The sequence below is a fragment of the Rheinheimera pacifica genome, from assembly GCF_900108485.1.
Lineage (GTDB): Bacteria > Pseudomonadota > Gammaproteobacteria > Enterobacterales > Alteromonadaceae > Alishewanella > Alishewanella pacifica.
Genome location: NZ_FNXF01000005.1, coordinates 206,643 through 233,255 on the forward strand (window position 1 = coordinate 206,643; position 26,613 = coordinate 233,255).

The 26,613-nt window shown below is 47.4% G+C and carries 29 protein-coding genes; 14 read left to right on the forward strand and 15 right to left on the reverse strand.

Annotated features, from left to right (window positions below; genetic code table 11):
• Nucleotide 1: 1 nt before the first annotated feature.
• The gene (locus BLW68_RS09085; RefSeq protein WP_218141339.1) at nt 2-1,282 is read right to left on the reverse strand and encodes an ADP-ribosylglycohydrolase family protein; all 1,281 of its coding nucleotides are present in this window, start codon (nt 1,280-1,282) and stop codon (nt 2-4) included.
• A 254-nt stretch (nt 1,283-1,536) separates the two neighbouring features.
• Nucleotides 1,537-2,469 (reverse strand): glutaminase B, encoded by a 933-nt coding sequence (glsB, locus tag BLW68_RS09090; RefSeq protein ID WP_245728305.1) that lies wholly within the window; start codon nt 2,467-2,469, stop codon nt 1,537-1,539.
• A gap of 131 nt (nt 2,470-2,600) precedes the next feature.
• On the opposite strand from glsB, the gene BLW68_RS09095 reads away from it, so the two are divergent.
• The 6 genes from BLW68_RS09095 to BLW68_RS21110 all read left to right on the forward strand — a co-directional run bounded on the left by BLW68_RS09095 (nt 2,601) and on the right by BLW68_RS21110 (nt 6,202).
• Nucleotides 2,601-3,332: a PepSY domain-containing protein gene (locus BLW68_RS09095; protein WP_092792514.1), complete on the forward strand. Its 732-nt coding sequence runs from the start codon at nt 2,601-2,603 to the stop codon at nt 3,330-3,332.
• 11 nt (nt 3,333-3,343) lie between these two features.
• A complete protein-coding gene (locus BLW68_RS09100) occupies nt 3,344-3,589 on the forward strand; it encodes a Rho-binding antiterminator (protein ID WP_092792516.1) in 246 nt (81 codons plus the stop codon).
• 181 nt (nt 3,590-3,770) lie between these two features.
• Complete coding sequence (locus BLW68_RS09105) at nt 3,771-4,697, forward strand: hypothetical protein (RefSeq protein WP_092792518.1); 927 nt, start codon at nt 3,771-3,773, stop codon at nt 4,695-4,697.
• A complete protein-coding gene (locus BLW68_RS09110) occupies nt 4,694-5,269 on the forward strand; it encodes a hypothetical protein (protein WP_092792520.1) in 576 nt (191 codons plus the stop codon). Before BLW68_RS09105 ends, BLW68_RS09110 begins: the two co-directional genes overlap by 4 nt.
• Nucleotides 5,270-5,459: 190 nt before the next feature.
• Nucleotides 5,460-5,990 (forward strand): hypothetical protein, encoded by a 531-nt coding sequence (locus BLW68_RS09115; protein ID WP_092792522.1) that lies wholly within the window; start codon nt 5,460-5,462, stop codon nt 5,988-5,990.
• Between the two features lie 41 nt (nt 5,991-6,031).
• Complete coding sequence (locus BLW68_RS21110; protein ID WP_177172194.1) at nt 6,032-6,202, forward strand: hypothetical protein; 171 nt, start codon at nt 6,032-6,034, stop codon at nt 6,200-6,202.
• Between the two features lie 49 nt (nt 6,203-6,251).
• On the opposite strand, the gene BLW68_RS09125 is transcribed toward BLW68_RS21110, so the two are convergent.
• The 6 genes from BLW68_RS09125 to BLW68_RS09150 all read right to left on the reverse strand — a co-directional run bounded on the left by BLW68_RS09125 (nt 6,252) and on the right by BLW68_RS09150 (nt 9,729).
• Nucleotides 6,252-7,052: a M48 family metallopeptidase gene (locus BLW68_RS09125; RefSeq protein WP_092792525.1), complete on the reverse strand. Its 801-nt coding sequence runs from the start codon at nt 7,050-7,052 to the stop codon at nt 6,252-6,254.
• Nucleotides 7,042-7,506: a YbjQ family protein gene (locus BLW68_RS09130; protein WP_092792528.1), complete on the reverse strand. Its 465-nt coding sequence runs from the start codon at nt 7,504-7,506 to the stop codon at nt 7,042-7,044. The genes BLW68_RS09125 and BLW68_RS09130 overlap by 11 nt, the downstream gene beginning before the upstream one ends.
• A 3-nt stretch (nt 7,507-7,509) precedes the next feature.
• The gene (locus BLW68_RS09135; protein WP_092792530.1) at nt 7,510-7,824 is read right to left on the reverse strand and encodes a YbjQ family protein; all 315 of its coding nucleotides are present in this window, start codon (nt 7,822-7,824) and stop codon (nt 7,510-7,512) included.
• Between the two features lie 283 nt (nt 7,825-8,107).
• The gene (locus tag BLW68_RS09140; protein ID WP_092792531.1) at nt 8,108-8,401 is read right to left on the reverse strand and encodes a CcdB family protein; all 294 of its coding nucleotides are present in this window, start codon (nt 8,399-8,401) and stop codon (nt 8,108-8,110) included.
• Nucleotides 8,401-8,631 carry a type II toxin-antitoxin system CcdA family antitoxin gene (locus BLW68_RS09145; RefSeq protein ID WP_092792533.1) on the reverse strand — a complete coding sequence of 77 codons (231 nt, stop codon included), beginning with the start codon at nt 8,629-8,631 and terminating at the stop codon, nt 8,401-8,403. The genes BLW68_RS09140 and BLW68_RS09145 overlap by 1 nt, the downstream gene beginning before the upstream one ends.
• A 75-nt stretch (nt 8,632-8,706) precedes the next feature.
• Nucleotides 8,707-9,729: a nuclease-related domain-containing protein gene (locus tag BLW68_RS09150; RefSeq protein WP_092792535.1), complete on the reverse strand. Its 1,023-nt coding sequence runs from the start codon at nt 9,727-9,729 to the stop codon at nt 8,707-8,709.
• Between the two features lie 178 nt (nt 9,730-9,907).
• Here BLW68_RS09150 and BLW68_RS09155 point away from each other — a divergent pair, with 178 nt between their 5' ends.
• On the forward strand, nt 9,908-11,566 hold the full coding sequence (locus BLW68_RS09155; RefSeq protein ID WP_218141340.1) for a KAP family NTPase: 1,659 nt from the start codon (nt 9,908-9,910) through the stop codon (nt 11,564-11,566).
• Between the two features lie 260 nt (nt 11,567-11,826).
• Here the strand turns inward: BLW68_RS09155 and BLW68_RS21115 are convergent, their stop codons facing one another.
• The 7 genes from BLW68_RS21115 to ampD all read right to left on the reverse strand — a co-directional run bounded on the left by BLW68_RS21115 (nt 11,827) and on the right by ampD (nt 20,731).
• Nucleotides 11,827-12,003: a hypothetical protein gene (locus tag BLW68_RS21115; protein ID WP_177172195.1), complete on the reverse strand. Its 177-nt coding sequence runs from the start codon at nt 12,001-12,003 to the stop codon at nt 11,827-11,829.
• An 88-nt stretch (nt 12,004-12,091) separates the two neighbouring features.
• Nucleotides 12,092-13,504, reverse strand: coding sequence for a dihydrolipoyl dehydrogenase (gene lpdA, locus BLW68_RS09160; protein ID WP_092792538.1), 1,413 nt, complete (start codon nt 13,502-13,504; stop codon nt 12,092-12,094).
• A 147-nt stretch (nt 13,505-13,651) separates the two neighbouring features.
• Nucleotides 13,652-15,313 (reverse strand): pyruvate dehydrogenase complex dihydrolipoyllysine-residue acetyltransferase, encoded by a 1,662-nt coding sequence (gene aceF, locus BLW68_RS09165; RefSeq protein ID WP_092792540.1) that lies wholly within the window; start codon nt 15,311-15,313, stop codon nt 13,652-13,654.
• An 11-nt stretch (nt 15,314-15,324) separates the two neighbouring features.
• Nucleotides 15,325-17,991: a pyruvate dehydrogenase (acetyl-transferring), homodimeric type gene (gene aceE / locus BLW68_RS09170; protein ID WP_092792542.1), complete on the reverse strand. Its 2,667-nt coding sequence runs from the start codon at nt 17,989-17,991 to the stop codon at nt 15,325-15,327.
• 64 nt (nt 17,992-18,055) lie between these two features.
• A complete protein-coding gene (gene pdhR, locus BLW68_RS09175; RefSeq protein WP_068233272.1) occupies nt 18,056-18,814 on the reverse strand; it encodes a pyruvate dehydrogenase complex transcriptional repressor PdhR in 759 nt (252 codons plus the stop codon).
• A 465-nt stretch (nt 18,815-19,279) separates the two neighbouring features.
• The gene (gene ampE, locus BLW68_RS09180; RefSeq protein WP_092792545.1) at nt 19,280-20,137 is read right to left on the reverse strand and encodes a regulatory signaling modulator protein AmpE; all 858 of its coding nucleotides are present in this window, start codon (nt 20,135-20,137) and stop codon (nt 19,280-19,282) included.
• A gap of 39 nt (nt 20,138-20,176) precedes the next feature.
• Nucleotides 20,177-20,731: a 1,6-anhydro-N-acetylmuramyl-L-alanine amidase AmpD gene (gene ampD / locus BLW68_RS09185; protein WP_177172196.1), complete on the reverse strand. Its 555-nt coding sequence runs from the start codon at nt 20,729-20,731 to the stop codon at nt 20,177-20,179.
• A gap of 68 nt (nt 20,732-20,799) precedes the next feature.
• Between ampD and BLW68_RS09190 the strand changes: the two genes are divergently transcribed.
• From BLW68_RS09190 to pilB, 7 genes are all read left to right on the forward strand, one after another.
• Entirely contained in the window at nt 20,800-21,321 is a 522-nt protein-coding gene (locus tag BLW68_RS09190; protein ID WP_092792549.1) for a retropepsin-like aspartic protease family protein, read from the forward strand.
• Nucleotides 21,322-21,357: 36 nt separating this feature from the next.
• The gene (nadC, locus tag BLW68_RS09195; protein WP_425438497.1) at nt 21,358-22,245 is read left to right on the forward strand and encodes a carboxylating nicotinate-nucleotide diphosphorylase; all 888 of its coding nucleotides are present in this window, start codon (nt 21,358-21,360) and stop codon (nt 22,243-22,245) included.
• Between the two features lie 56 nt (nt 22,246-22,301).
• Entirely contained in the window at nt 22,302-22,592 is a 291-nt protein-coding gene (locus BLW68_RS09200) for a nucleotidyltransferase family protein (RefSeq protein ID WP_092792551.1), read from the forward strand.
• On the forward strand, nt 22,589-22,942 hold the full coding sequence (locus tag BLW68_RS09205) for a HepT-like ribonuclease domain-containing protein (protein WP_092792553.1): 354 nt from the start codon (nt 22,589-22,591) through the stop codon (nt 22,940-22,942). Before BLW68_RS09200 ends, BLW68_RS09205 begins: the two co-directional genes overlap by 4 nt.
• 99 nt (nt 22,943-23,041) lie before the next feature.
• Nucleotides 23,042-23,701 carry a DUF1294 domain-containing protein gene (locus BLW68_RS09210; RefSeq protein WP_092792555.1) on the forward strand — a complete coding sequence of 220 codons (660 nt, stop codon included), beginning with the start codon at nt 23,042-23,044 and terminating at the stop codon, nt 23,699-23,701.
• 478 nt (nt 23,702-24,179) lie between these two features.
• On the forward strand, nt 24,180-24,626 hold the full coding sequence (locus tag BLW68_RS09215) for a pilin (RefSeq protein WP_281246198.1): 447 nt from the start codon (nt 24,180-24,182) through the stop codon (nt 24,624-24,626).
• A gap of 229 nt (nt 24,627-24,855) precedes the next feature.
• The gene (gene pilB / locus BLW68_RS09220) at nt 24,856-26,553 is read left to right on the forward strand and encodes a type IV-A pilus assembly ATPase PilB (RefSeq protein WP_092792557.1); all 1,698 of its coding nucleotides are present in this window, start codon (nt 24,856-24,858) and stop codon (nt 26,551-26,553) included.
• Nucleotides 26,554-26,613: the final 60 nt, after the last annotated feature.

The following is a 26,613-nucleotide window of genomic DNA, read 5'->3' on the forward strand; positions in this document are numbered from 1 at the left end:
ATTACAACGCACTAACAGCAGGCTGTACAAAGGCTGGAATATGCCAGCATTGCGCACTCGCAGGCATTTTTTCGACACCTTTTGGTGCCATCTGTTGTATTACCACCTGATCAACAATCGCTGTTGCTGTCTTTGCCATATTGTCAAAATCATCAATGCCATTATTGGCAAACCCCTTACGTGTACGATGAATATTAAATTTCGACGAAAAGCGCCTGCCAAAAGCCTGTTCTACGCCATTTTTACCGAGAATAAAACCAAAAAGCCCACCCCACGTTGCCGCTGGGTTATCTGAATCCCACCCGGCAAGCACAGCTATTTTAATGGTTTCCTGCATATCACCCTCGCCGTAAAACAAACTGACCAGACTGGCCGCAAAGTTTATGCCTGCCGCAAAACAACCGTTGCAATACAACTTTTTACGGCTTATCTCATAGCCATCCTCTTCCTGCAGCTGATAACGCTGATACAGCTTGTCCCTGGCCTCTTCCCAGGGTATACCTGACTGATATAGCGACAAGACGAAATCAAACATCTTTGCCGGGTACTGGTTTGGCGGTAATGCTGCCCGGGCTTGTTTCGCAATGTGTATGATCTGCGGTTGTATCTGCTTATTGCTATCAATACCCGCTGCCAGCGCGTGCAGCACCACATAAAAATTGGCAATGTCTGCCGCTTCACCATAGGCTGTTGTACGTATGGGTAAATAGGCCAGCGCCGATGCGATATCCGGGCGAAAAGGCGCCAAAATACCAAACAGCTCGGTAGTCAGCTGCGCATCGATCATGTCGTAGTGCGGGTTATAAGCGGGCATACCGGTATAAGGCGGTAAAATATCTTGCTGCATTAAATCAAACGCTTGCTGATTTGACACCCATAAAAAATTCTCTGGCTTACCTTCAGCTGTTTTAAACGGGGTGTTTGCGTCTGTATAAATATGCGCTAACCAACCGCTGCGAATTTGCTCTGCACTTAGCAAAGGTTGCTTTGCGTCGTGCATTAACTGCAGATAGATATATTCAATATCACTGTCATCATCCGATCCCCAAACTTCATCTTCACCTGCCACCACCCAATCAATCGTCTCCGATAACTGGCTGGGAATACCCTGACCCCAAATGCTGGGTTGATCCTTTGTTTGCCAATCATGGCGGGTATAAAAAACGCCGGCTGGCCCCTCGCCACCAATTTTATCCATTTCAGTTACCAGACCAGTCCAGTTACCAATACTCATGCCAAGCCAGAAACCATGAACTTTATCGGCATAATCTTGCTTTAGCATCAGGTTTGTCCCAGCCGGGGCCTGACTGCAAACATCTGCTGCAGGTACAGGTTGTGCAGCTGAAACAGCAGGCGTAACCAACATCAATAGAATTAGGGATATTTGGCAACGAGAAAACCGCATAAAGCCTCTAAATGTAAGCGCTAACATTAATCAATGTTATGCAATAACTTGCAACTTACGTCAAGATTATTCACTGACCAGTAGCCAATGGTCGGCAGTGCATCAAGCGCCGAAGATATGGCCCGGCTACATTAAAACAACGACAACCCCAGCTCGTCGGCCAGCTGTTGAATTAACTGCATGGCCACCACCGAGTTACCATAGTTGTTCAGTGGCGGGCTCCAGGCGGTTATCACACCAAATTGCGGCACTATCGCCACAATGGCGCCGCCTACACCACTTTTAGCTGGTAAGCCCACTTTAAAGGCAAACTCACCAGACTGATCATACATGCCACTGGTAGATAAAATGGCATTAATACGGTGAGCATCACGCCGGCTGCAAATTTGTTCGTTAGTGCTTGGCTGCACACCGCGGTTGGCTAAAAACAACAGCGAACGTGCCAGTTGCTCGCAGCTGATTGCGGCGGCACATTGGTGAAAATAATGCTCCAACACTTGCGGCACGTCCGCTTCAATATTACCGAAACTTTTCATCAGATACGCCATAGCCGCGTTGCGGTTGCCGTGCTCAAGTTCAGACAAATACACCTGCTGGTCGGCGTAAAGCGCTTCTTCCCCGGCTAAACGGCGTAAAAAAGTTAAAAACGCACTTTTGCTGGCCGAGTAATGGCTAACCAGAACATCAGCCACCACAATGGCGCCGGCATTAATCATCGGGTTGCGGGGTATCCCCTGCTCCCACTCCAACTGCACTATAGAATTAAACGGCTGGCCGGAAGGCTCCATATTTACCCGCTGCCACAGCTCATCACCCAAGCGATTCATTGCCATTACCAGGCCAAAGATCTTAGAAATACTTTGCAACGAAAAGCTTTGTTGTGCCGCACCGGCGCTATGCAGCCGGCCATCCAGCGTGGCCACCGCCACCGCGGCTTGCTGCGGCGCCACTTGCGCCAGCGCCGGAATGTAATCGGCCACTTTACCGGTGCTGTACAAGGGTTGGCTCTGCGCTAACATTTGCTGCAACAAGGCACTAAGATCGGTGGTGTTCGTTATCGGCAAGGCTGCCTCCTGCACTATTATCTATGCCGGCAGTATGCCACAGCAGCACAGTAACCGGGGCATTTTGCCGCTTTGCATTAGCGCTGAATTTCTGTTGATATAGCATTTTTTGCTTTAGTGAATAACGTCTGATGCTGAAATGGTGCCGTCGTCTGCACAACTGGCTGGGTTTACTGTTGGTAGTACAAATACTGCTGTGGTTTTTAAGCGGCCTGGTAATGGCTGTTTTGCCGATAGAACGAGTGCGGGGCGAACATTTACACGCTCAGCCTGATACGCTGTGGCATCATGCCAGCGTTAATCCGGCCGGCGTGTTGGCACACCACAGCAAACAGGCCATTATTAGTCTGAGCCAACAGCTGACACTAAGCGATAACCAGCTTAATGCTGAGCCGGTATATCTGGTAGACGATGCCGGCCAGCGCTTTCGATACAGCGCTGTTGACGGCACGTTATTAACGGCAATATCTGAGCAGGACATCACCGCACTGGCGCAAGCGCAATACCGGGGTAATGGCACGCTTCGCCGGATAACGCTGCTACAACAAGCCCCGGCAGAGGTACGACACTTACCAGTGCCACTATGGCAATTGCAGTTTGCCGACAGCGACAACAGCATTTTTTATCTCGACCCGGCTACCGGCTCGGTGCTCAGAGTGCGTACAGATGGCTGGCGGTTGTTCGATTTTTTCTGGATGCTGCATATTATGGATTACGACGAGCGCAGCAACTTTAACAACCCGCTGCTTATCAGCACCGCCGCGGCATCTTTACTGTTTACACTAACCGGCATTCTGCTGCTGTGGCAGCGCTACCGGCCCAGACGGCATCAACTAACACCAGGCAATGTTCAGCCCGGTTAGACGGAGGCGTTATGCTCAAGTGCGACTTGCATGATTATATTGAAATTGTCTGCCTGTACCATTACCCGCTACAGCTGACACTAAGCTCGGGTGCTGTGCTTACTGGTACAGCCGAAACCACCCGCTATAACGACCAGCGGCAAGAGTGCTTGGTAATTAAGCAAAACGATAGCGAACAGCTGGTGGTACTGGATGATATTGCGCAGCTTGAAGTGATGGTTGCCAACCCACATTTGCAGCAGGTGCGGGTTAAGTAAGCTTTGGTTCGCAGTAGCTGATTATCTGATATGTTTATTCCGCATCGCAAAAGCGCGATAAGGTAAAAGGCAAAACCCGACGCCGCAGCTCATCGCTCGAAACCAATATTTCACTTGCAGGACCCAAATCGAGATGCTTAAATAACAAAATAATAACACCCCATCTCAAGGAAGATCCGAAATGCCTCAGAATTATCCACATTTAAGTCGGGCAGAGCTGGAAACAGCTTTTAAAAACAATCAGTACGATATTTTTGTACAGGATGAACGTGAACTGGTAGAGCTATGGATTGCCGAGCAAAAAAGTAAAGGTGGAAATCAGCAGCAAATTGCCACCAAATTTCAGCAACTTATTGGCATGCCATTAGATGAATACCTCATGCAGTTTGGCAAAAACTATGGCGCTACAGTCGTAGCTGCAGGCTCAGATGCCAAAGTACTCAGTGTGCTGGCAGTAGAAATGAAACGCTCTGGCAGTATTCTGGGTCAGTACTATTTTCAAACTCAAAACGGCAAAAAGTATATCGTATTTAAAGGTCGCGCCGGCCTACGTCAGATTTTGACCGGAACACGCTATCTTGCAAACAATAGTAAAGTAATGCAGTTAGGGATAGGTGGCCAAGCTATGCGCGCCTCTGCCAAAGGAGGCGTGTTAATTTCCGTTATATTCTCTGCAACTCTTAATACCGTTGACTGGATCTTCAAAGACGAATTCCGTTGGACTAACTGGATAGCGTCTATATCAACCGACATAGTAAAAGCTGCCATTGCCAGTGCAGCAGGTTATGCTGCAGGCATGGTGGTTTCTGCAGGCCTTGTCGCAATAACAGGCGCAAGTATTGCGATATTTCCCTTGGCAGCAGCTATTTTAGTCGGTATTGGTATTGGGTTCGCACTCAACTGGTTGGATAACAAATATGGTGTCACTCAAGCCATTATTAACCATCTCAACCGCATTGAACATGACACCAAAAAAGACATCAGTGACGGTGTCTACTACGTTATATCTGAAGCAGGCCGCGCTGTAAGACGCCAATTGACAGGCGTGTTGCGAAGCCACTTATCAAGCATTTTACGCAGATTTAACGGAATTCCAGTACTACGATGAACATCAATAAACCCAAAGCCGTTCTGTTTGGCGCAGGTATATCTATATTTTGCTGCCTCTTTGCGCTGGGCTTGTTTTGGATATTGCAAAGCGATTGGAGCGGCCAGCGAGAGCAGTTAAAAAGTGGCCAACAGCTAATAGTGCTAAGTTATTCTTCCGGTTATATTCCGGGTGTAATCGCCGGTATAGCTGTTATTGCCTTATTGTTTACTGGCCTTACGCTACTGTTATTCGCAGGCAATAAAGCACAACAGCTCAAACCGGCTTTTACCAGATTTTGTACCGTAGCAGTATTGTTGAGCCTTGCCGGTGTGTTTTTTGGCGAAATGCTCATTACTAATAAGTGGGATAAACAAGCGCAACAAAAAGGCTACCTGCCCTGCCCCGTCGGCACACTGTTATCCAACCGCTTAACCTACACCGCCTGGGTTCAAAACGAAGCCTTGTGTTACAACAGCGATGTCCGGCGCATTATCAGCCGAGGCACGCCAGAGGAAACCAGACAGGTAGAACAGTATTGGCAAGCACAGCAAAAACAAAGCCAAACACGGGCGAAATTGCAGCAAGGCTAAACAGTTAAGCAAATACTGGCCACTCGCCACTTATTTGAATCGCGACAGCAATGAGAGGCCTTTAAAAATTGAAAAACTTTAAGAAGACCAGTTTTATGTCCCGTATCCTGAGCATAATATTTTGCGGCCTCTTTACCCACACAGTACATGCCAACCTTACACAACCGGAACTTAACTGTAATCTGATTTGATGCATAAAGACGAAAATGAACTGGCACCTTGGAAGTTGGTTGCAGGGCTGACAGTATTTGCAATTCTTACAGCCTTTGGCTTTGGTTATTTCGGCTATTACTTGTCGTTACTGCTTAAAGGCTTGTTCAGCGCAGCTGAATCAGTGACGTTAAATAAAGGTGCTTTTTACTGTTTAGGTGCGGCAATAATTGGTTGTATGTTGCTGTATTTTGGTGTGCGAAAACTTCAGGGTAAGACGGTAAGTACTATACAAAATAGGCGGGCAAGCCTGATTTTCTTTATCGGGTTAGGTATCGCAGTAGTTCTGCCGCAACTTATTCATTATCCTACTGCCAGCTACCTGCAAGCGCAGGGCTATAGCGAATGCGCACTGCAATCGCGGCAGTGGTTACACGACAAGGTGATGGTATTTACTGTTACGCCAGAACACTGCATTGAACTGGCTCGGGCAGACTGCGAAGAAGCACCTGTCAGGCAGAAATGCCGCTTATTACCACAGTTCAGCACAAGCAAAACCGGAACTGATTAGTCCTCGGGGAACTACTTATCCAAAGCATGGGCATCAATTATGTGATATTTGCTCAAACCCGCGGTGAACCGTTGCAATATCAGGGTGATGCCCGCCAATACCAGATCCCGGCAAACAGCGTACTGTTAACACAAGGCAAAATTAGCGACGGTGTTATTGCCACCGACAAACTGCGCTTCTTTCGCCAGGATGCGCCAGAGCAGCTAACTTAGATCACCGCGCGCTGGTTAACCAGCATCAATACAGAACAAGCTGCCTCACTCAAGGTTGCAGCATGTCAGGTAAAGGCGTAGCGTCTTTAACCGGATAACCCTGTTGCTGTTGTAACAGTGCCAGCTGCGCTAAACGTTTCGACAGCGCCGGGTGGCTATCAAACCAGTCCGGTAAAGCGGAACTGCTCTGCTGTTGCATTGCTTTGAAAAAATCTTCTGCTCCGCCGGTATGGCCATAATGGCAATGGAGTATCGTCAGCGCTTTGGCATCGGCGGCCAGTTCACGTTGTTGTGAATGCTGCGCCAGCCCCAGCTCTGTAGCCGGCATAAACCATTGACTGGCATTGCTGCTGCCGGTGACACCATACACCAGGCTGGCTAACACCAGCGCCCGCCCCAAGCCCCGCAAATGATCTCGGTGCTCTAAATGCGCCAGCTCATGAGCCAGCACAAAGCTCAGCGCATTTTCACTGTTTACCTGCTTTAACAGGCCCTGATACACCAGCATGATGCCACCGGGAAGCACACTGGCGTTGCTGATATTCTGCTCGACAAAATGCAGTTGTACCGGATAGGTCATAGTGCTGCATTGCTGCAGCTGGTTAGTCAGTTGTTGTAAGGCTTGCTGCTGTGCACCAGGCTGGTTGGGCGCAATAGCAAAATGGCCGAACCATTTGTATTCCAATTCAGGATCAAGTGAACTGACTACTCTGTCGATCAACAGCCCCAGCAGCAGGTAAATCAGTACCGTCGCCAACAGTAAAGCCGAGCCCAGCAGTAGCAATTCCTTGGCCGGCTGCTGGTGGCTGACGTTGTGATTATCTGTTGGCAGGCGTCCTTTATAGGCCATTCGTGGCCTGTACCTGACCGTAAATGGCCGTGCCATAGGCCAGTAATTCGACCGAGCCAATGCCATTACCGGCGGCGTTGTAAATCGACGAGGTTTCAACGCGCACATTTATGATTTGGCAGGCACCCGGACAGCTTTCTTTCATCCGTAATATGGCTTCACGCCGCGCCCGATCAAGCAAGGTTTCATAGCTTTGCACCGGGCCGCCAATCAGGCTGCGCAGGCCGGCGACAATACGTTTAAAGTAGTCAATCGAAATCACTACGCTGCCGGTAACCAGCTCGCTGCGTTCAATCTGCTGCATTGGGATCAGCTGGTAGCGGCTATTGGTATTGGGTAATACTACCAGCTCGGCTTCCCGTTGCCGGATGCTGCTAAAATGCCGGCTTTCCAGATAGCGGCCAACAAAAAAGCCCAGCAGTAATAAGGTTATAAACCCAAGAAATGCAATCATCGCTTACTCCACGCGCACTGCCGTGCCATATACATAGATTTCAGCGGCACCAGCGGCCACCGATGACGTAGAAAACCGCACATTGACAATGGCATTGGCGCCCAGTTGTGCGGCTTGATCGGTCATCCGTTGCAGAGCCTGATCGCGTGACTCATTTAACAATTCGGTATAGCCGCGCAGCTCACCGCCAAACACATTTTTTAACCCGGCCATAATATCGCGGCCAACATGCTTGGCGCGCACCGTACTGCCGGAGACGACACCAAAACAATCTATAATGGTTTTGCCGGGCAGGGTTTCGGTATTGGTAATAAACATTAAAGTATCCCTTTTAAAGTTAGAGTGAAGTTAACATTTTTATAGTACTGGCTGTTATAGAAATTTGATACGCAATAATAGCCTGCAGATAAAAAAATAGAGCGTGTTGCAGGGCTATTGCTAAGCGCCTGCTTTAGCACAAAACCGACAGTCGACAAAGGTTAAAACCATTTCTCTACTGGTACAGTGAAACTCTGGCCAATTTTCTGACACTGGCTGCGTTACTAAGCTGCACGCTGACAAAGCGAGAAATGGCAGCAGTAAAATACTGCAACCGGCGGTCTCAAAAGCCATCAATCAGCAGATCAAGACCTGCTTTGATTTGCTGGCGGTAACTTTGCAAGTTGATTTCCGTGGCTTTTAAACGCTTTGCCGATACAGAGGCAATATCCAGCAAGTCGATATAACTGGCTTGTTCTTCTATAGTGACCGGTATTTGAAACTGCGATAATAAGGCAGCTTTTGTTTGAGTTTTAATCAGCGCTACCAGCAAAACATCAATATTGTGAAATAGGGTATTAGTCAGCACCACAACCTGCTGTTGCTCTATGCAGGCCACGCCAAATTGCTGCAGCACTAAATTTGCCCCAAGCGCTCAGCAAAAGTGCCGTGCTCAGCAACTTGCTGGTTATAGGCTGCTATCGCATCGGCATTTTCTGCCTGCCACAACTCAGCTTTAGCCTGGCTAACCGCCTTGCGTAGCGCATACTCTAACACCACAGATGGGCTGATATTGAGTGACTTAGCCTCGGCCAATAAGGCCGCATCCACCGAAGTATTACAAGCTGCTTTTGTAGCATGGTTCATACTCAAGCTCCGCTGTTAGTTAATAAGCTGCAGTATAGCGCAAATTTTATGCGCAGATGATCTGCGCAAATATCGCTAATAATTAAACTGCTGCTTATGCAGTTTGCGCAGCACTTTTTTACCAGCCTTAGCCATATTTAGCCTGGCGCTAAACTGGCGCAGCTGGTCATCGCTGAAACATGGCTGAGTGAAGCGGTTAATGTAATCGCCTACCAGATCGGTATACTTTACGTTTGCCGGTATTTGAAATTTAAACTGCGCGCGCAGGCTAAAAGCAACAATTGAATGCACGCTATCACCGTCTTTGCCGGTTAAACCCAGCAGCTGTTTTACCGCTTCAGTGTGTTTGTAGTTTTGGTGCAGCGGGTTCATAAACTGATGCTTGCTGCGAAAGCGCTGTACCGTCCACTTTGGTTGCTTCTCGCCACCGAAAATCCAGCCCCGGTAGTTTTTAACCTCTATAACAAAGATACCAAAGGGGCTGAGTACCAGGTGATCTACCTCAGTAAAATCACCTGTTGCTGTCGGTATTACCAGATTGCGATAGTGCTGATAGCTGGACGGTAGCTCTTTCGCCAGCACTTTGTGCAGCGCCCACTCGCCCAGCGCACCTTTAATGCGCGCGGCATAACGGCCAGCAACATACGCCAATAAGCCTACAACCAAGGCCAACAACAGCAGCATAGCCAACATACTGCCAAGCAGCGCCAGCACAGGGGCAAATAAGCCTTTTAATACATCAGCTGGCTTTGGCTGCGCGGAAGGAGCCGGTTTAACCGGTGGCGGTGTTGCGGCTTTAACAGCAACATTAGCGTTAACCGGCTTTGTTGTTACTGTGTTTTTAACGCTGCCAACGGTAATGGGTTTGGCTGGAATATTAGTAAGCACCAAATCTTTTACCGGCGCAGGTATCGGGTTTTGACAGTGGTTATCAAACTCACGCTTAGCGCTTTGGTAGTTATGGCTATTCGGCTGATTGGAAAACTGCACAATCTGGTGCTGCAGCAACAAACACGCCCCTTCGGTGTATTGCTTCTGGCCAAAGGCCAGCGGGGAGGTCAGCAGTAACAGCGGTAAAGTAAAACGCATCCAGCGCATAAGGCGTCCCTGAATTATGGAATGCTGATGCTAGCAAGGTAAGAAGTAAGCGGCAAGTACGCCTTGTGACTGTGCACTTACCAATGCCCAACTTTAACGGTCTGACCCAGAGGACTTTTTAAATTCTCACGATATCAATGTCACTGAGCCATCGACTATAGTAAAAAATGTGGTAGCTTTGAGCTTTGCAATTAGAAGCATAGTAAAATTTATCAACTTTCAATCAGCTTTTTTAAAAACTTATCACAATAATTACAGCTTTCAAGGAGATTTTGCGTTGAGTAAATTTAAATTTAGAAAAAATGCTGAAATAGGCAAGCTGGAGGCAGAAACTGATTCATTTCTAAAAGCCTGTTTTTATAAATCAGATGTTTTTAAAGGTATAGTTGACTTTGACAGCTCAGAAAAAAACCCTGATTTTACAAGGAGAATTATTGTTGGCAGGACAGGCAGCGGTAAAACTGCACTATTAAAGCAGATAGTAAGCAGTGACCAAGTTAAGGTTCATGATACAATAGAAGCTGAAAATACGGTATTTGAGCATATAAATAACAATATCTTCATCTCAGATTTAATAAACAAAGGGATTGACTTACGTGTTTTCTATAAATCATTATGGTTACACGTTCTACTTGCAAAAGTTATAAATCAGTTATACCGATCATCTTATGACAGTTTTTTTGAATATATAAAAAGTTTGATAAAAACAGAAAAAAAACCATACAAACCTGAAGTCGCTAATGAATACCTTGAAATGTACAAAGGAAACTTTTTTAACGATAATGCTTTTCTTGAGATAACAGAAAGAATGCAAGATCAACTATCCGGCGAGATGAATATAGGTCTTATAAAAATTGGAGGACTTGCAAATGATGATACTACGATCAAGATTCAAACCGCAACATCCAGCTATGTCAGCAAGGAACTTCTCAGAAAGCAAAAAGAACTTATAAAATTAATAAAGTGCGAGTTCTCAAACGAAAAACAAGTAAGAATAGTTATTAGCATTGATGACCTAGATAAATCTTGGTTAAGCACTAGCGCTATCAGGTATGATTTTATAAATGCCTTGCTCGAAGCATTTAAAGAGTTACTCGATATAAAATCAGTAAAAATTCTCATTTCAATTAGAACAGACATAATAATGGGAATTTATAAAAATAGTCTGAGACAAGATGAAAAAGACCAGTCTTTAATATACGCCATATCATGGAATAAAATTGAAATAAGAAGCATTCTAGACAACAGGATAAATCATCTCGTACAAAACCAATACCAGTCAACAAAAGTAGTAAAATTCTCTGATGTATTTAACTTTAAAGTGCTAGGTGAACCTGCGGATGAGTACATCATAAGTAGAACGATGCTTAGACCTAGAGATGCAATTAATTTTGTAAACCTGTGTCTAGCAGAATGTGATGGAAAAGTAGACTTAAATGAAGATATCGTCCTTGAGGCAGAAGAGAAATTTTATTCAGTGAGAAAAGTAGCATTGGTAAAAGAGTGGAAGAGTATATATTCCCACATCGCCGATTACTTAGATGCACTTTCTTTTCTAAAAGAAAAATTTTTCAAAATTTCTGATGTGCCTGAACAAATAAAAGATAGAGCGCTCAATTATTTAATTAATCGACCAAATGATCAGCCAAATGATGAAGAGCATAATAACAGAATACTCGACTTTGATCAGTTGATGAAAGTCTGGTTTACTGTTGGAGTTATAGGAATCAAAAAATCCTCAACTTTGACTATTTACTCGTCATTTGAAAAGCCTGAGCTTGATATCACAGACCTAACTAAGAGTTTTGAAGTACATCCGTTGTTTTTCCGACACTAATATCGCTATAAGGCAAAGGCCGCAATTGCGGCCAGCCACGCAGACATTAACTCTTGTTATTCATGCCAGACAGTCCGGCAGCGTAGCCGTGGTAGATCTTTGTCACCAGTTAAGACTCAGCAAAATCGATGCATCTCATCAAGTTATTTTTTCCGCTTGAGTAGCATAGTCTTTTTGCAGCTACTGCTGTATCGGCGCGATCAATTCTTCATAGGCCTCCCGCGACATAGCGCCGAACTCACGGTAGCCGTTAAGGGCGCTTATTGCCTAGTCGTAAATTTCACCTTCACAGTGAAAGCGGTAGCTAAACAGCTGGCCTGAGCATAGTACTGAAACAGCTTCATGCCGCTTTGCTGTTTAAACGCCATATCGGCATGTGCACTGCAACTAATTAACAGTGCTACGATGACTGAATTAGCAGATTTATTAGTAAACATAACGACCTCCGTGCGCCCATGAATTATTGCCGCAGTAAAACAACAAAGGCCGCATTCGCGGCCTTTGTTCTCTACTCATTCAGAAAAATTACTTTTTCTTCGCTTTCGGGTTTGGCAGGTCGGTGATTGAGCCTTCGTAAATCTCGGCGGCTAAGCCGATAGACTCATTCAGTGTTGGGTGAGCGTGGATGGTTAACGCGATGTCTTCAGCGTCGGCACCCATTTCTACTGCTAAGCAGATTTCGCCCAGCATTTCACCGGCGTTGATACCAACAATAGCGCCACCCAGAATACGGTGGGTTTCTTTGTCGAAAATCAGCTTGGTAAAGCCTTCAGTACGGGCTGAAGCGATAGCACGCCCTGATGCTGCCCATGGGAAGGTAGCAGTTTCAATTTTTAAGCCCTGCTCTTTGGCTTCTTTCTCGGTAACGCCGGTCCAGGCCATTTCCGGGTCGGTGTAAGCTACTGACGGAATGCAGCGCGGGTCGAAGTAGTGCTTCTGGCCGGCGATAACTTCAGCCGCTACGTGGCCTTCGTGTACCGCTTTGTGCGCTAACATTGGCTGGCCGATCACATCACCGATAGCATAGATATGGCCAACGTTGGTGCGCAGTTGCTTATCTACATTGATAAAGCCGCGCTCGTCTACGTTAACACCGGCTTTAGCGGCATCTAACAGCGCGCCGTTTGGCTTACGGCCAACTGCAACCAGAATTTTGTCGTAACGTACCGCTTTCTCAGGTGCGTTTTTACCTTCAAAAGTAACGTATAAACCGTCTTTCTTCGCTTCTACGCCAACAACTTTGGTAGACAACATAATGTTGTAGTTGTCTTTGTTGTACTTGGTGTAGGCTTTAACGATATCAGCGTCGGCTGCCGGTACTAACTGATCAGCAAATTCTACTACTGATACTTTAGAACCCAGTGCACGGTATACAGTGCCCATTTCCAGGCCGATAATGCCGCCACCTAATACCAGCATTTCGCCCGGAATATCTTTTAATTCCAGCGCGCCGGTAGAATCGATAATACGGTCGTCATCTTTTGGAATAAACGGCAGTGATACCGGCTCGGAACCTGCAGCAATAATGGCGTGTTCAAACGTAATAGTGGTGTCGCCAACCTGTAAGGTGTTCGCGCCGGTAAATTTACCGTAACCGGTAACTACCTTAACTTTACGCATTTTCGACATACCGGCCAGGCCGTTAGTCAGCTGGCCGACTACTTTGTCTTTCCAGCTACGAACTTTGTCTAAATCAATTTTCGGCTCACCAAAGGTAACGCCGTGTGATGCCATATCGCGGGCATCGTCAATCACCTTAGCAACGTGTAATAAGGCTTTAGATGGGATACAGCCCACGTTTAAACACACGCCGCCTAAAGTGCTGCGCGCTTCAACCAGGGTAACTTCCAAACCTAAGTCTGCGGCACGAAATGCTGCAGAATAACCACCAGGGCCTGCGCCCACAACTACTACCTGAGTTTTGATATCGTTGCTCATCGTATTACCTTTCTTTATCAGTTCAGAGTACTGACAACAGCATGTAGGGCACGGCTGTCAGGCGAAAAAAGTGGCAGAATTTTAACATCCTGCCTGAGCGATGTCCCGTAACTTTTCAGCACGGGACACAAAATTCGCTCTTAGCTGTTACATAATGATCTGGCGAATATCAGCCAGATAGCTGGCCAGCGTCGCGGTAAAGCGTGCTGCCAGAGCGCCGTCGATTACGCGGTGATCATATGACATACTTAACGGCAGCATCAGCTTGGGCTCAAACTCTTTACCGTTCCATTTCGGCTTAATGTCTGATTTCGACACACCTAATATGGCGACTTCCGGCGCATTTACAATAGGCGTAAACGCCGTACCGCCGATGCCGCCTAAGCTTGATATGGTAAAGCAGCCGCCCTGCATATCAGCAGAGGTTAACTTACCTTCGCGTGCTTTTACCGAAATGTCCTGTAACTCGCGTGACAGCTCGATAATGCCTTTTTTGTTTACGTCTTTTACTACCGGTACAACCAAGCCGTTTGGCGTGTCTACCGCTATACCTAAGTGCACGTACTTTTTCAGGATCAGGCTTTGGCCATCTTCTGACAGTGAACTGTTAAAGGTTGGGAATTCTTCCAGCGCCTTAGCCACCGCTTTCATAATAAACACCAGCGGGGTGTACTTAACGCCAAGCTTTTTCTTCTCGGCCAGGCTGTTTTGCTCTTTACGGAAGTCTTCCAGGCCGGTGATATCGGCTTCGTCGAACTGGGTAACATGCGGAATACGCACCCAGTTACGATGTAAATTGTTGCCGGATAACTTCTGAATACGCGACAGCGGCTTGCTTTCTACTTCACCGAACTTGGCAAAATCAACTTTTGGCCAGGCGATTAAGTCAAAGCCCATGCTGTTGCCTGAGCCAGAGCCTGCAGCTGCGCCGCTTTCAACTTGCTTAACCAGTTGCTTAACGTAGTTTTGCACATCTTCTTTTACTACGCGGTCTTTACGGCCGGTGCCTTTAACTTTAGCCAGGTTAATGCCAAATTCACGCGCTAAACGGCGGATAACCGGTGACGCATGGGCATAGGCGCTGTTTTCAACAAAGCCATCATTTGATGCAACTGGCGCTGTTGCAGAAGCAGCAGGTGCCGCTTCAGCTTTACTTTCAGTTTTAGCAGCAGGTGCTTCGGTTTTCGTTTCGGCTTTAGTTTCGGCTTTTGGCGCTTCAGCGTCTGCCGGAGCAGCATCGGCCGAACCTGTGGTTTCAAACAGCATAATCAGGCTGCCGGTAGATACCTTATCGCCGACGCTGATTTTAATTTCTTTAACTTTACCGGCAAACGGCGCCGGTACTTCCATACTGGCTTTGTCGCCTTCAACGCTAAGCAGCGACTGATCTTCGCTTACCGTGTCGCCTACTTTTACCATAATTTCAGTAACTTCAACGGCGTCACCGCCAATATCCGGTACTTTTACGTCTTGTACGCTGGCGGTTTTGCTTTCAGCTTTGGCTTCAGTTTTACTTTCAGCCTTGCTGTCTGCTTTTGCTTCCTGCTTCGCCGGTGCCGCTTCTGCTTTGGCAGCGCCTTCACCTTCAAAGGTCATAATCAGGCTGCCGGTTTTAACCTTGTCGCCTACTTTTACTTTAATTTCTTTTACTACACCGGCGTCATTGGCCGGTACTTCCATAGAAGCCTTGTCACCTTCAACGCTGAGCAGTGATTGGTCGGCAGCAACTTTGTCGCCTACCTTCACCAGAATTTCGGTTACTTCAACTTCATCAGCACCAATATCCGGTACATGAATTTCAATAGTCATGTGTAATCCTCTTATGCGTACAGCGGGTTGGTTTTGCCGCTGTCGATGCCGAATTTCTTAATCGCATCTGTCACTACGGTTTTCTTCAACTCGCCCTGCTTCACCAGCTCGCTTAGTGCGGCCACTACGATATAACCAGCGTTCACTTCAAAGTGGCGGCGCAGGTTCTCACGGCTGTCAGAACGGCCAAAACCGTCGGTGCCCAACACCTTGTAAGACGTGGCCGGAATAAAGGCACGTACCTGATCGGCGTAGTTTTTCATATAGTCGGTAGCAGCAATGGCCGGCGCTTTGTTCATTACCGTAGCAATGTAAGGCGTTTTAGCCTTGGCATCCGGGTTTAACATATTAAAGCGCTCGGCGTCCTGGCCGTCACGCGCCAGTTCATTAAACGAGGTTACTGAGTACACGTCAGACGCTACGCCGTAATCTTTGCTTAAAATTTCTGCCGCTTTGCGCACTTCATTTAAGATAGTGCCCGAGCCCATCAACTGTACCTTACCGCGATCGCCGTTTAAGCTTTCCAGCTTGTAAATACCGCGACGAATACCTTCTTCGGCGCCTTTTGGCATAGCCGGGTGATGGTAGTTTTCATTCATTACGGTAATGTAGTAATAAATGTTTTCCTGATCTTTACCGTACATACGGCGGATACCGTCTTGCATGATAACCGCCAGCTCGAAGGCGTAGGTTGGGTCATACGAAATACAGTTTGGTACTGTGCCGGCCAGAATGTGGCTGTGGCCGTCTTCGTGCTGTAAACCTTCGCCGTTTAGCGTAGTACGGCCCGCAGTAGCACCTAACAGGAAGCCACGTGCTTGTTGATCACCGGCCAGCCAGGCCATATCGCCCACACGCTGGAAACCAAACATTGAGTAGTAGATGTAGAACGGGATCATCGGTAAGTCGTTAGTGCTGTACGACGTTGCCGCAGCTACCCAGGACGACATCGCGCCCAGCTCGTTAATACCTTCCTGCAGTACCTGGCCGCCGACGTCTTCTTTGTAGTAGCTTACTACTGAGCGGTCTTCCGGCGTGTAGTTCTGGCCGCCCGGGTTATAAATACCGATTTGGCGGAACAAGCCTTCCATACCAAAGGTACGGGCTTCGTCGGCAATAATCGGCACAATTTGCTTACCGATATGCTCGTCTTTCAGCAGAATATTCAGTGCCCGTACATAGGCCATGGTGGTAGAGATTTCGCGTTTTTGCTCTTCTAATAAACCATCAAAAGCGCTTAATTCCGGCAGTGTTAATGGCTTGGTAAAGTTAGGCAGGCGTACCGGCGTATAACCGTGCAATGCTTTGCGCCGTGCATGCATATATTCCAGCTCTGGTGAGCCTTCCGGCAGCTTAATATACGGCAGCTCAGCAACTTGTTCTTCAGTAATGTAGTCTTCCAGGCCCAGACGCTTGCGCAGTTGCAGCACGTGCGTCAGGTCCATTTTTTTCACCTGGTGGGCGATGTTTTTACCTTCTGCTGCTTCACCCATACCATAACCTTTAACGGTTTTGGCTAAGATAACCGTAGGTTTGTCGGTGCATTCCTGTGCCGCTTTAAAGGCCGCAAACAGTTTAGATGGCTCGTGGCCGCCGCGTTTTAAGTCGAAGATTTCTTCGTCGGTCATATCAGCAACCAGTGCTGCGGTTTCCGGGTAACGGCCGAAGAAGTGCTTACGCACATAGGCACCGTCGTTAGCTTTGTAAGTCTGGTAGTCACCGTCGATGGTTTCGTTCATCAGCTGTAACAGCTTACCGGTGGTGTCTTTAGCCAGCAGTTTGTCCCAACCACGGCCCCATACTACTTTAATTACGTTCCAACCGGCGCCGCGGAACAAACCTTCCAGTTCCTGGATAATTTTACCATTACCCATTACCGGGCCATCAAGGCGCTGCAGGTTACAGTTAATTAAGTAACACAGGTTGCCCAGCTTCTCACGGGCAGCAAAGCTTACGGCCCCGCGTGATTCCGGCTCGTCCATCTCGCCATCGCCCAAAAAGGCATAAACGCGCTGTGCGCTGGTGTCTTTTAAACCACGGCCGTGTAAATATTTTAAAAACCGCGCCTGATAAATAGAAGCAATAGGGCCCAGGCCCATCGACACGGTAGGGAACTGCCAAAACTCCGGCATTAATTTCGGGTGCGGGTAGCTGGATAAGCCTTTGCCGTCTACTTCCTGGCGGAAGCTGTCCAGTTGCTCGGCAGTTAAGCGGCCTTCAACAAAAGCACGGGCGTAAATACCCGGTGAAATATGGCCTTGATAATAGACTAAATCGCCGCCGTCTTTTTCGTTCGGTGCGCGGAAGAAGTGGTTAAAGCAAGTTTCATAAAACGCCGCTGAAGACTGGTAAGACGCCATATGGCCGCCTAAGTCCAGCTCTTTTTTCGAGCCGCGCAGTACGATCATAATGGCATTCCAGCGGATCACCGAGCGGATACGTCGTTCCAGGTTAACATCGCCAGGGTAAGCCGGTTCTTGCTGCGGTGGAATGGTGTTAATGTAGTTGGTAGTCACACCGGTAGGCATAGCAACGCCTTCTAACCGGGCTTGCTCCAGTACCTGCTCCAGCAGGAACTGTGCCCGCTCTACCCCTTCAGTGCGAACAACCGATTCCAGCGCTTCAAGCCACTCTTTGGTTTCCAGAGCGTCGATGTCAACTTTACTGACTTCAGACATATCGAGGTTTCCTTTGGTTATGCACGCCTGTGTTTTAAATGCACAGCTGCGTTAAAAATAATGATCAGCCTTGTTGGGTGCGCCGTAACGAACGTTCAATACGCGAGCGCTCTTTACCCACATCCAGCAAAGCTTCTTCGATAAAGGCCAGATGGCCGTTACTGGCCTGGCGCGCCTTCTCTGGCTCACCATTTATGACCGCTTGCATCAGCCGTTGCCGATGCGAATTCAGCTGGCCGACTATGCCTTCCTTCTGCTGCAGGGTTTCCAGGTTAACCCGGATATTCTGCTCCACCAGTGGCGTTAAGCCGCGCACTAAATGCAGTAAAACCACATTATGTGACGCCTCTGCCACTGCTAAATAAAAACTGCCTACCGCTTTGGCTTCCGCATCCAGATCATTTAACTGCTGTGCATCACAAATAGCATCATAGTGGTGCTTAATCTGGTCAAAATCGGCCGTTGTGCCACGCAATGCGGCGTAATAAGCACATATGCCTTCCAGCGCGTGGCGAAATTCCAGTAAATCAAACTGCGATTCAGGATGACGTGCTATTAATTCAAACAGTGGATCGGTAAGGCCGGCGGTCATATTGTCGCACACATAGGTGCCACCACCCTGACGGCGGCTGATCAGGCCTTTGGCTTCCAGCTTTTGAATGGCCTCGCGCAATGACGGCCGCGACACGGCAAACATTTGCGCTAAATCACGCTCGGGTGGCAGCTTTTGCCCCGGTGCAAAACTGCCCTCCAGCAACATGTTTTCCAGTTGCTCGACAATGCGATCAGAGAGTTTAGCCGGTTTAATTTTAAAATCTGCCATGCCGTGCTGTGGTTTCCTGTGGGCCGCAAGCCTTTTGTAAATTGGTATTACCAATTTATTTTTAGTGCCGATAAGGTAACAGTTTCTGCTTAGTAAGTAAATAAAGCAGAGATTACCGGCAAAGGCAAAAGCAGAAAATAGTTAGAGTAATAACTCAGTACCAAGCGGCTAAGAAAGAGACAGGAAGAATTGGTCTGACCAGACGAGATGTGGTTATCATATTAGTTCAGGCTCCGACGAAAACCTCCGCTATGCTCGCCACAACGGGCTTTCGGCAGTCCTGCCTTCAAGCTGGCGGATCGGCTGCGCCGACGCAATTTGTTCCTGACAAATTGCTCATCCGCCTTCGCTGCGCGAAATGATTTTGTGGCTGCGCTATCGGAGTTCTCGTCTACTTGCTGTTCACCCCCTCTTTGGTAAAGAGGGGGTTGGGGGAGATTCGATGGTTAGAGGCGAGATTCGAAGTTACCCTAACCAACCGGTTAAAGTTAAAATAGCCGTAAAAGCTAAAAAGAACAGCATATTACGTTTAGCCAGCTGCACCATATAGCTGGTGTCGTCCAGCGTATTAATGCTTTCAGCCGGCAATGGCTCTGCGGCTGTAGCAACATCTACTACTACCTGCTCATTGCTGGCGGTAAAATCAAGAAAATACCCCAGCAACGCGGTAGACGCGCGGGAAAAATGCCCCACCAGCGCAAAACCCAAACCAAATAACCGTGCCGGAAACCAGTTAGCCCAGTGTGCTACATAATGTACTGCTTTGTTGTCGTCGCCCAGGCAGGCGGCATACGCGGCGGCGTCTTCTTCTGCTACCGCTTCCTGTAAATGCCGCACCAGAGCATAGGTAATTACACCAAAAGCACCCAACAGTAAAAACCAGAACACCACAGCGGCATAGTAACGAAAATTCAGCCAGATCAGTAACTGGCCATAACTGCTTTGCTCGCGCGTGCTGCCCATATCTGTGCGTATTTGCTGCATGGTAATAAAAGCGGCTTCTTCGTCACCTCTGTCCATCGCATTTAAATATTGTTTATATAACTGGCGGTAGTGCCAGCAACCAATAGCCACCAGCAATACCAGGGTGTTAACCACTAAACTTACTAAACGGCTGTCGAGCAGGCACAACACCAGCATAACCAGCGCGCCGGGTAAGGCCAGCCATAGGTATTGCCCCAGGCTATGCGTAGACAACTTGCTTAATGCTGAGCCGGCGGTAAAGCGCACATAAGCACGGCAATAGCCGCTGGCCTGCCACTTATTGCTGCGTACAGCCAGGCGCTCAATAATTAATGCCAGCAACATACTGATTAACGTCATACAAAAAACTCCTTTATCGCGCTCTTTATCACACTCTTTTTATCGCGCACTTTTTAACGCACTACGGTAGCGCACCCAGTCAAACGCGAGGCCGGGGTCGGTTTTACGCCCCGGCGCAATATCACAATGCCCAACAATACGGTCTGGCGTAATAGCCGGATGCTGCTGCATTAAAAAATAGCTCAGCGCAATAAGGCTTTGATATTGTTGCTCAGTATAAGGCAAATTGTCTGTGCCTTCTAATTCAATACCTATAGAAAAATCGTTACAGCGCTCACGGCCGTCAAACAGGCTAACCCCAGCATGCCAGGCGCGCTGGGTAAAAGGTACGTAGTTAAAAATGCGGCCATCGCGCCAGATAACACAGTGCGCCGATACTCTAAGCCCCTGTAAACCGGCAAAGCTGCTATGCGCGCTGCAATCTAAGTTACCCATAAATAAGGCGTCAACAAAACTTTGTTCGGGTATGTCAGCAAACTGCCCGGCCGGCAGGCTGATATTATGAATAACCAGTAAACTGATGCTTTCAGCTTCCGGGCGCGCATCACAATGCGGGCTTGGGCGGGTTAACATGGCTGGCGGTTTAGCACTCATCAGAAGTTTTGCCTTTGCAGGTCTGTGCCAGTAAGCTATGGGGCTATTGTCAATGCTGGAGCCTTTTAATGCAAGCGCCTGAGCCCACGAACAAATATGGTAAGACCTTTGCTATTATCGCCTGGCTTATTTTAATGGCACTGCTGTTTGTATTTTTTCAGGACACTATCAGCAAGCAGCTTAACCCCAACCAGCAGTTAAGCAGTGTGCAAGGTAGTACGGGTGAAGTACGTACTGTGCTTATCCGTAATAAAAGCGGCCATTATGTTGGTACGGCGCTTATTAATAACAGCCCGGTCGACTTTATGCTGGACACCGGCGCCACCACTGTTGCTATAGCAGCCAGCTCGGCGGAAAAACTCGGTATGCCGTTTGGCGCAGCTATACAGGTAAGCACCGCCAATGGCTTAACCACTGCTTATCGCAGCCGCATTGACCAACTGCAACTGGGCGACATAATACTAACCAATATTCCCGCCAGCATTGTGCCCAACCTTAGCGGTACCGAGATATTACTGGGCATGAGTGCGCTTAAACAGTTAGAATTCCACCAACAGGGCAACCAGCTCACCCTGATCCAGCATAAATAAAAACGAGCATCACTAACTTTTGTACAAACTATGATTATGTCAACTGATATGCCAACTGATTACTCAACACTGCTACAACAGGAAATTATCCGCTCGGTATCTGATGCGCTGGCAGAAGATTTAGGCTTTTTACCACTTAGCGAAGGTGATATTACCGCTTCGCTGATACCACAAAGCCAGCACGCCACTGCCACCATTATTACCCGGGAAAACTGTGTAGTGTGCGGCACCGCCTTTGCCGATGAAGTATTTCGCCAGTTAGGTAACGACGTTAAACTGCAATGGCAGGTAACAGACGGCGATAAGGTACCAGCCAATACCACCCTTTGTACCTTAAGTGGCCCGGCACGCATATTACTGACCGGCGAGCGTACTGCGCTTAATTTTCTGCAACTGTTAAGCGGCACCGCCACCACTACGGCGCACTATGTGCAGTTTTTGCAAGGCAGCAATACCCGCCTGCTGGATACCCGTAAAACCCTGCCCGGCTTGCGCTTTGCACAAAAATACGCGGTAACTACCGGTGGCGGCAAAAACCACCGTATTGGCCTGTTTGATGCCTTTTTAATAAAAGAAAATCATATCGCTGCTGCAGGTTCTATTGCTAAGGCCGTTGCCAGCGCCCGGCAAAACTTTCCCGGCAAACCGGTAGAGGTAGAAACTGAAAACCTGCACGAGCTGCAACAAGCACTGGACGCCGGTGCCGACATTATTATGCTGGATAACTTCAGTACAGCCGATATTGTGCAGGCCGTTAGCATTAATAACGGCCAGGCTAAACTGGAAGTGTCGGGCAATATTACCAGCGGACGCCTGGCAGAACTGGCCAGCACCGGGGTAGATTACATCTCCAGCGGTGCGTTAACCAAGCATGTGCAGGCGATAGATTTATCAATGCGGCTTAATATCAGCCAGGCAATCTAATAACTGATAGACTATCAATCAGCGCTATACTGTTTGAGTAAAACTTGGAGAATGCTATGCGACCATCCGTGGCACTATCACATAACAGGGCATTGATACACACTCTGGTAGCACGCTATAAAGCAACTAATCCGCGTATTTTCGGCTCCGTAGCCATGGCTAAAGATATCGAAGGTAGTGATCTGGACATACTGGTAGATACCTTACCGGGCACAACACTCTTTGATTTAGGCGAACTACAGTTAACTCTGGAAGAAGCTCTCGGTGTACCGGTAGATCTGCTAACTCCAGGCGACTTGCCAAAAAAAATACGCTTATCCGTACTCAGGCAAGCCATTCCGGTATGACGTCAGAAAGAATACTTACCTATGTCGAGCAAATGCTAGAGTCTGTATTTCTGGCTTGCTCTTACATTGAGGGTTTAGAAAAGTCAGACTTTTTAGCCGACAAAAAAACTCAACAAGCCGTAGTGCTAAACCTTCTTGTTTTAGGTGAAACAGCAACAAAAATACTGCAAACCCAGCCAGATTTTGCTTCGCAACATACTGATATCCCCTGGCGAAGCATGAAAGGTATGCGTAATAGAATTGCGCACGGCTATTTTGATATTAATTTAGATGTCGTCTGGGATACCACCAAACAAGCATTGCCCCAGTTACATCTGCAGTTAAAACATTTAGTAAGCAGCTTAAACTAAAATACCAACAAACCTTAAGTCCCCTTTAAGCACGATTAAGTAAACTTCTGTTACAGTGTGCAGGTCTTATGACGCTGTAAAAGCTAACAGGAACACCCGATGCAGTTAACCGGTAAAGTGGTGTTCTGGCGCGACGATAAAGGCTTTGGCTTTGTGGTATGCGATCAGACCCAGCACAAATTGTTTTTCCATATCCGCGATCATGCCGGCACTGAAGGCCGCCCGCAAATGGGTGACACACTGCAATTTAGCGTAAAACAGGATAAACGAGGCCGTGATATTGCTGCTCCCTGGCAGTTTGTTACTGCCAAAACTACTACCTTACCACTGCCACATAAAGCCGCCGTGCATTCTGACCGCCTCAGTATTCAATATGCTAACCAGATAGCACTACTGTTTCGCATCAGCTTTCTTGTTGCTGTTATTATTGCCCTGCTGTTTGGCCGCCTGCTATATATTTTGCCGCTGCTATACCTTGAAGCCAGTTTATTTACCTACTGGCTATACAAAACCGACAAAGAAGCCGCCATCGCCCGCCACGGCAACCGTCTTACTGAAGAAAGCCTGCAGCTGTTTAGCTTAATTGGTGGCTGGCCCGGTGCTTATATTGCCCAGCAACAACTGGCACATAAGCGCAGCAAGCTGCCGTTTCGGCGTGAATTTGGTTTTGTTATCGCAGGCAATACGCTGCTGCTTATCTGGTTGTTATCGCCCTGGGGCCAGCAGTTTTTAGCCCGCATGGCACTATGGGCCGGGTAAGCTGCAGTAAAACTGGCTAAGCTTGTCACAAACACTTCACAACAAGGCTGCGATTAAGAAAACGGCTACTAATTGATACAATATACCGCACGGCAATTAAAAGATGGCTTCTTATAAAAACCCGTATAGCAGTAGCCAGCAACTTTGGCCAATAAACAGCAATACCCCTACTTTATTTTCGCCAAACTCCCCAACCTTTATTACGCAATAAATACACTATACTGTCGATGGTTACACAGTAAATTGCGATAAGTAAAAGCTGATTTAGCTGCGTAGTCACTTTATTAGAGCTGTTAAACTAGTACTTTATTACTAATAAATATGGCTCCAACCTTTTTCAGAAACAACTAAAATACCTTTATATTCAATACACTATATGATTTAGATAAATTTAGTTACATTTCACTTGCGGCTCTAAATAAATTGCTCAAAATAACATCTAGCCTTAAAGGCTAAATAAAAATCAGGAGAAGTTAAAATGACTAATATGAAACGTACACAACAAGGTTTTACCTTAATTGAATTAATGATCGTAGTAGCGATCATCGGTATTTTGGCTGCAGTAGCATTGCCTGCATATCAGGATTATACCCGGTCAGCACGATCTGCTGGCTTGGTTTCTGCTGCAATGTCTTATAAAACAGCAGTTGATGTTGCTGTTGGCACTGGCGCTATTACAACAGCTGCTGGCATTACTTTAGGAGCAAATGGCGTTCCAACAGCTGCTGATATGCAACGAGATGTGAACGTGGAAACTGCCGCAGTAGCGGCCGGAGTATTGACTATAACAGGTACTGCTGCCGTAGGTACTGCTTCTAACACATTGACATTATCTCCCGCCATTGATGCAACAAATCTGACTGTAACATGGACTTGGGGTGGTACCTGCGTTACGACTGGTGTATGTAAAGGTATACCTAACTAATAACCTTCGTGGCCAGATCCAGATGTTAAAAAAGCCAGTTAAACATGCTGGCTTTTTCTTTCGCTTTGAATGCTCACGGAGGCAGCTCCAATTGCTACATACTATGATTAAAACTACCTTTTATTACAACTGTCCCTTAGCCGCTGTTTAACTTGAATAACCCGCATTTAGTGGCATAATCAAGCAAATCAGAAAAATCTTATTAGCAAAATCAGGATGTTTTCGCTTAATGGCCGTTACCACTACCTCAACACTGTTTAGACGTTTGGTACAGCTTGGCCTGCTAAACTCTGAGCGTGCCACTAAAGCGGTTGCCGACAAAGGCGGCCAGTATAAAAACCTGCCTGAATTACTAATTAACGAAAAGCTTATTACTTCCACAGTACTAGCGCAGGCTGCCGCCAGCATTAGCCAGGCAATCAGCCTGGATCTGGAACACTATGACGCTGCCAGTATTCCTGAAGACTTACGTAACGAAAAACTGATCCGTAAAACCGATATGCTGCCACTGGGTAAACGTGGCCGTAATATTTTTTTGGCCGTGGTCGACCCTACCAATATTCAAACCATTGAAGATTTTGAATTTAACACCGGTTTAAATGCTGAAGTAGTGGTAGTTGAGTATGACAAACTACATAAGTTAATTGATAAAGTATTTGATAGCAGCCTGGGCGGTGACTTTGCCGAAAGTGACTGGGATTTAGGCTCTATGGGCATTATTGAAGCCGACGACGATGACGGCCCGGGAGCAATGCCCGATAAAGAAGACCAGCCGATAATTGCCTTTATTAATAAAATGCTGCTGGATGCCATACGCAAAGGCGCATCTGACTTACACTTTGAACCCTACGAAAAAGTTTACCGCATTCGCTTTCGGATTGACGGCATTTTACATGAAGTGGCCAACCCGCCGGTGGCACTGGCAACCCGGTTATCAGCCCGGTTAAAGGTTATGTCGCGGCTGGATATTGCCGAAAAGCGCGTACCTCAGGATGGCCGTATTAAATTAAAATTGTCGGCCAAAAAGTCGATTGATTTTCGCGTTAGCACCCTGCCCACCTTGTGGGGTGAAAAAGTGGTAATGCGTATTCTGGATTCTGACAGCGCCATGCTGGGTATAGATATACTGGGTTATGAAGAACACCAGAAAAAGCTGTATTTAGAAGCTCTGGCCCAGCCACAAGGCATGATACTGGTAACCGGCCCGACAGGCTCTGGTAAAACGGTATCACTGTATACCGGTTTGGCTATTTTAAATACCAGCGAAACCAATATTTCTACCGCTGAAGACCCGGTAGAAATTAACCTGCCCGGCGTGAACCAGGTACAGGTTAACCCGCGCGCTGGTTTAACCTTTGCCTCGGCGTTAAAAGCCTTTTTACGGCAAGACCCCGACGTGGTAATGGTAGGTGAAATACGTGATTTAGAAACTGCCGAAATTGCTATTAAAGCCGCACAAACCGGCCACCTGGTGTTATCTACCCTGCACACTAACTCGGCGCCGGAAACCCTTACCCGTTTACTGAATATGGGGGTGCCGTCTTATAACGTGGCAAGTTCCGTATCGTTAATTATTGCCCAGCGTCTGGCACGGCGGTTGTGCAGCCACTGTAAACAACAAGAAGTATTGCCCGAGCAGGAATTGCTAAAACAAGGCTTTACGCCACAGCAACTGCCGTCGGTTAAAGTATTTAAGCCCGTGGGTTGTGACCATTGCACCAATGGTTACAAAGGCCGGGTAGGTATTTATGAAGTCATGCCGGTTAGCGGCAAAATGGCCGATATTATTATGCAGGGCGGTAACTCGCTGGATATTGCCACCCAGGCCCAGTCAGAAGGGGTAAATAACCTGCGCCAGTCTGGCCTTATTAAAGCGGCGGCCGGTTTAACCAGCCTGGCTGAGATAAACAGGGTGACAAAAGGCTGACGCTGGCGCTGAGTGGTTAATGCTTAGTGTTTAGTTGTGAGTGATAAGTGATAGCAGATT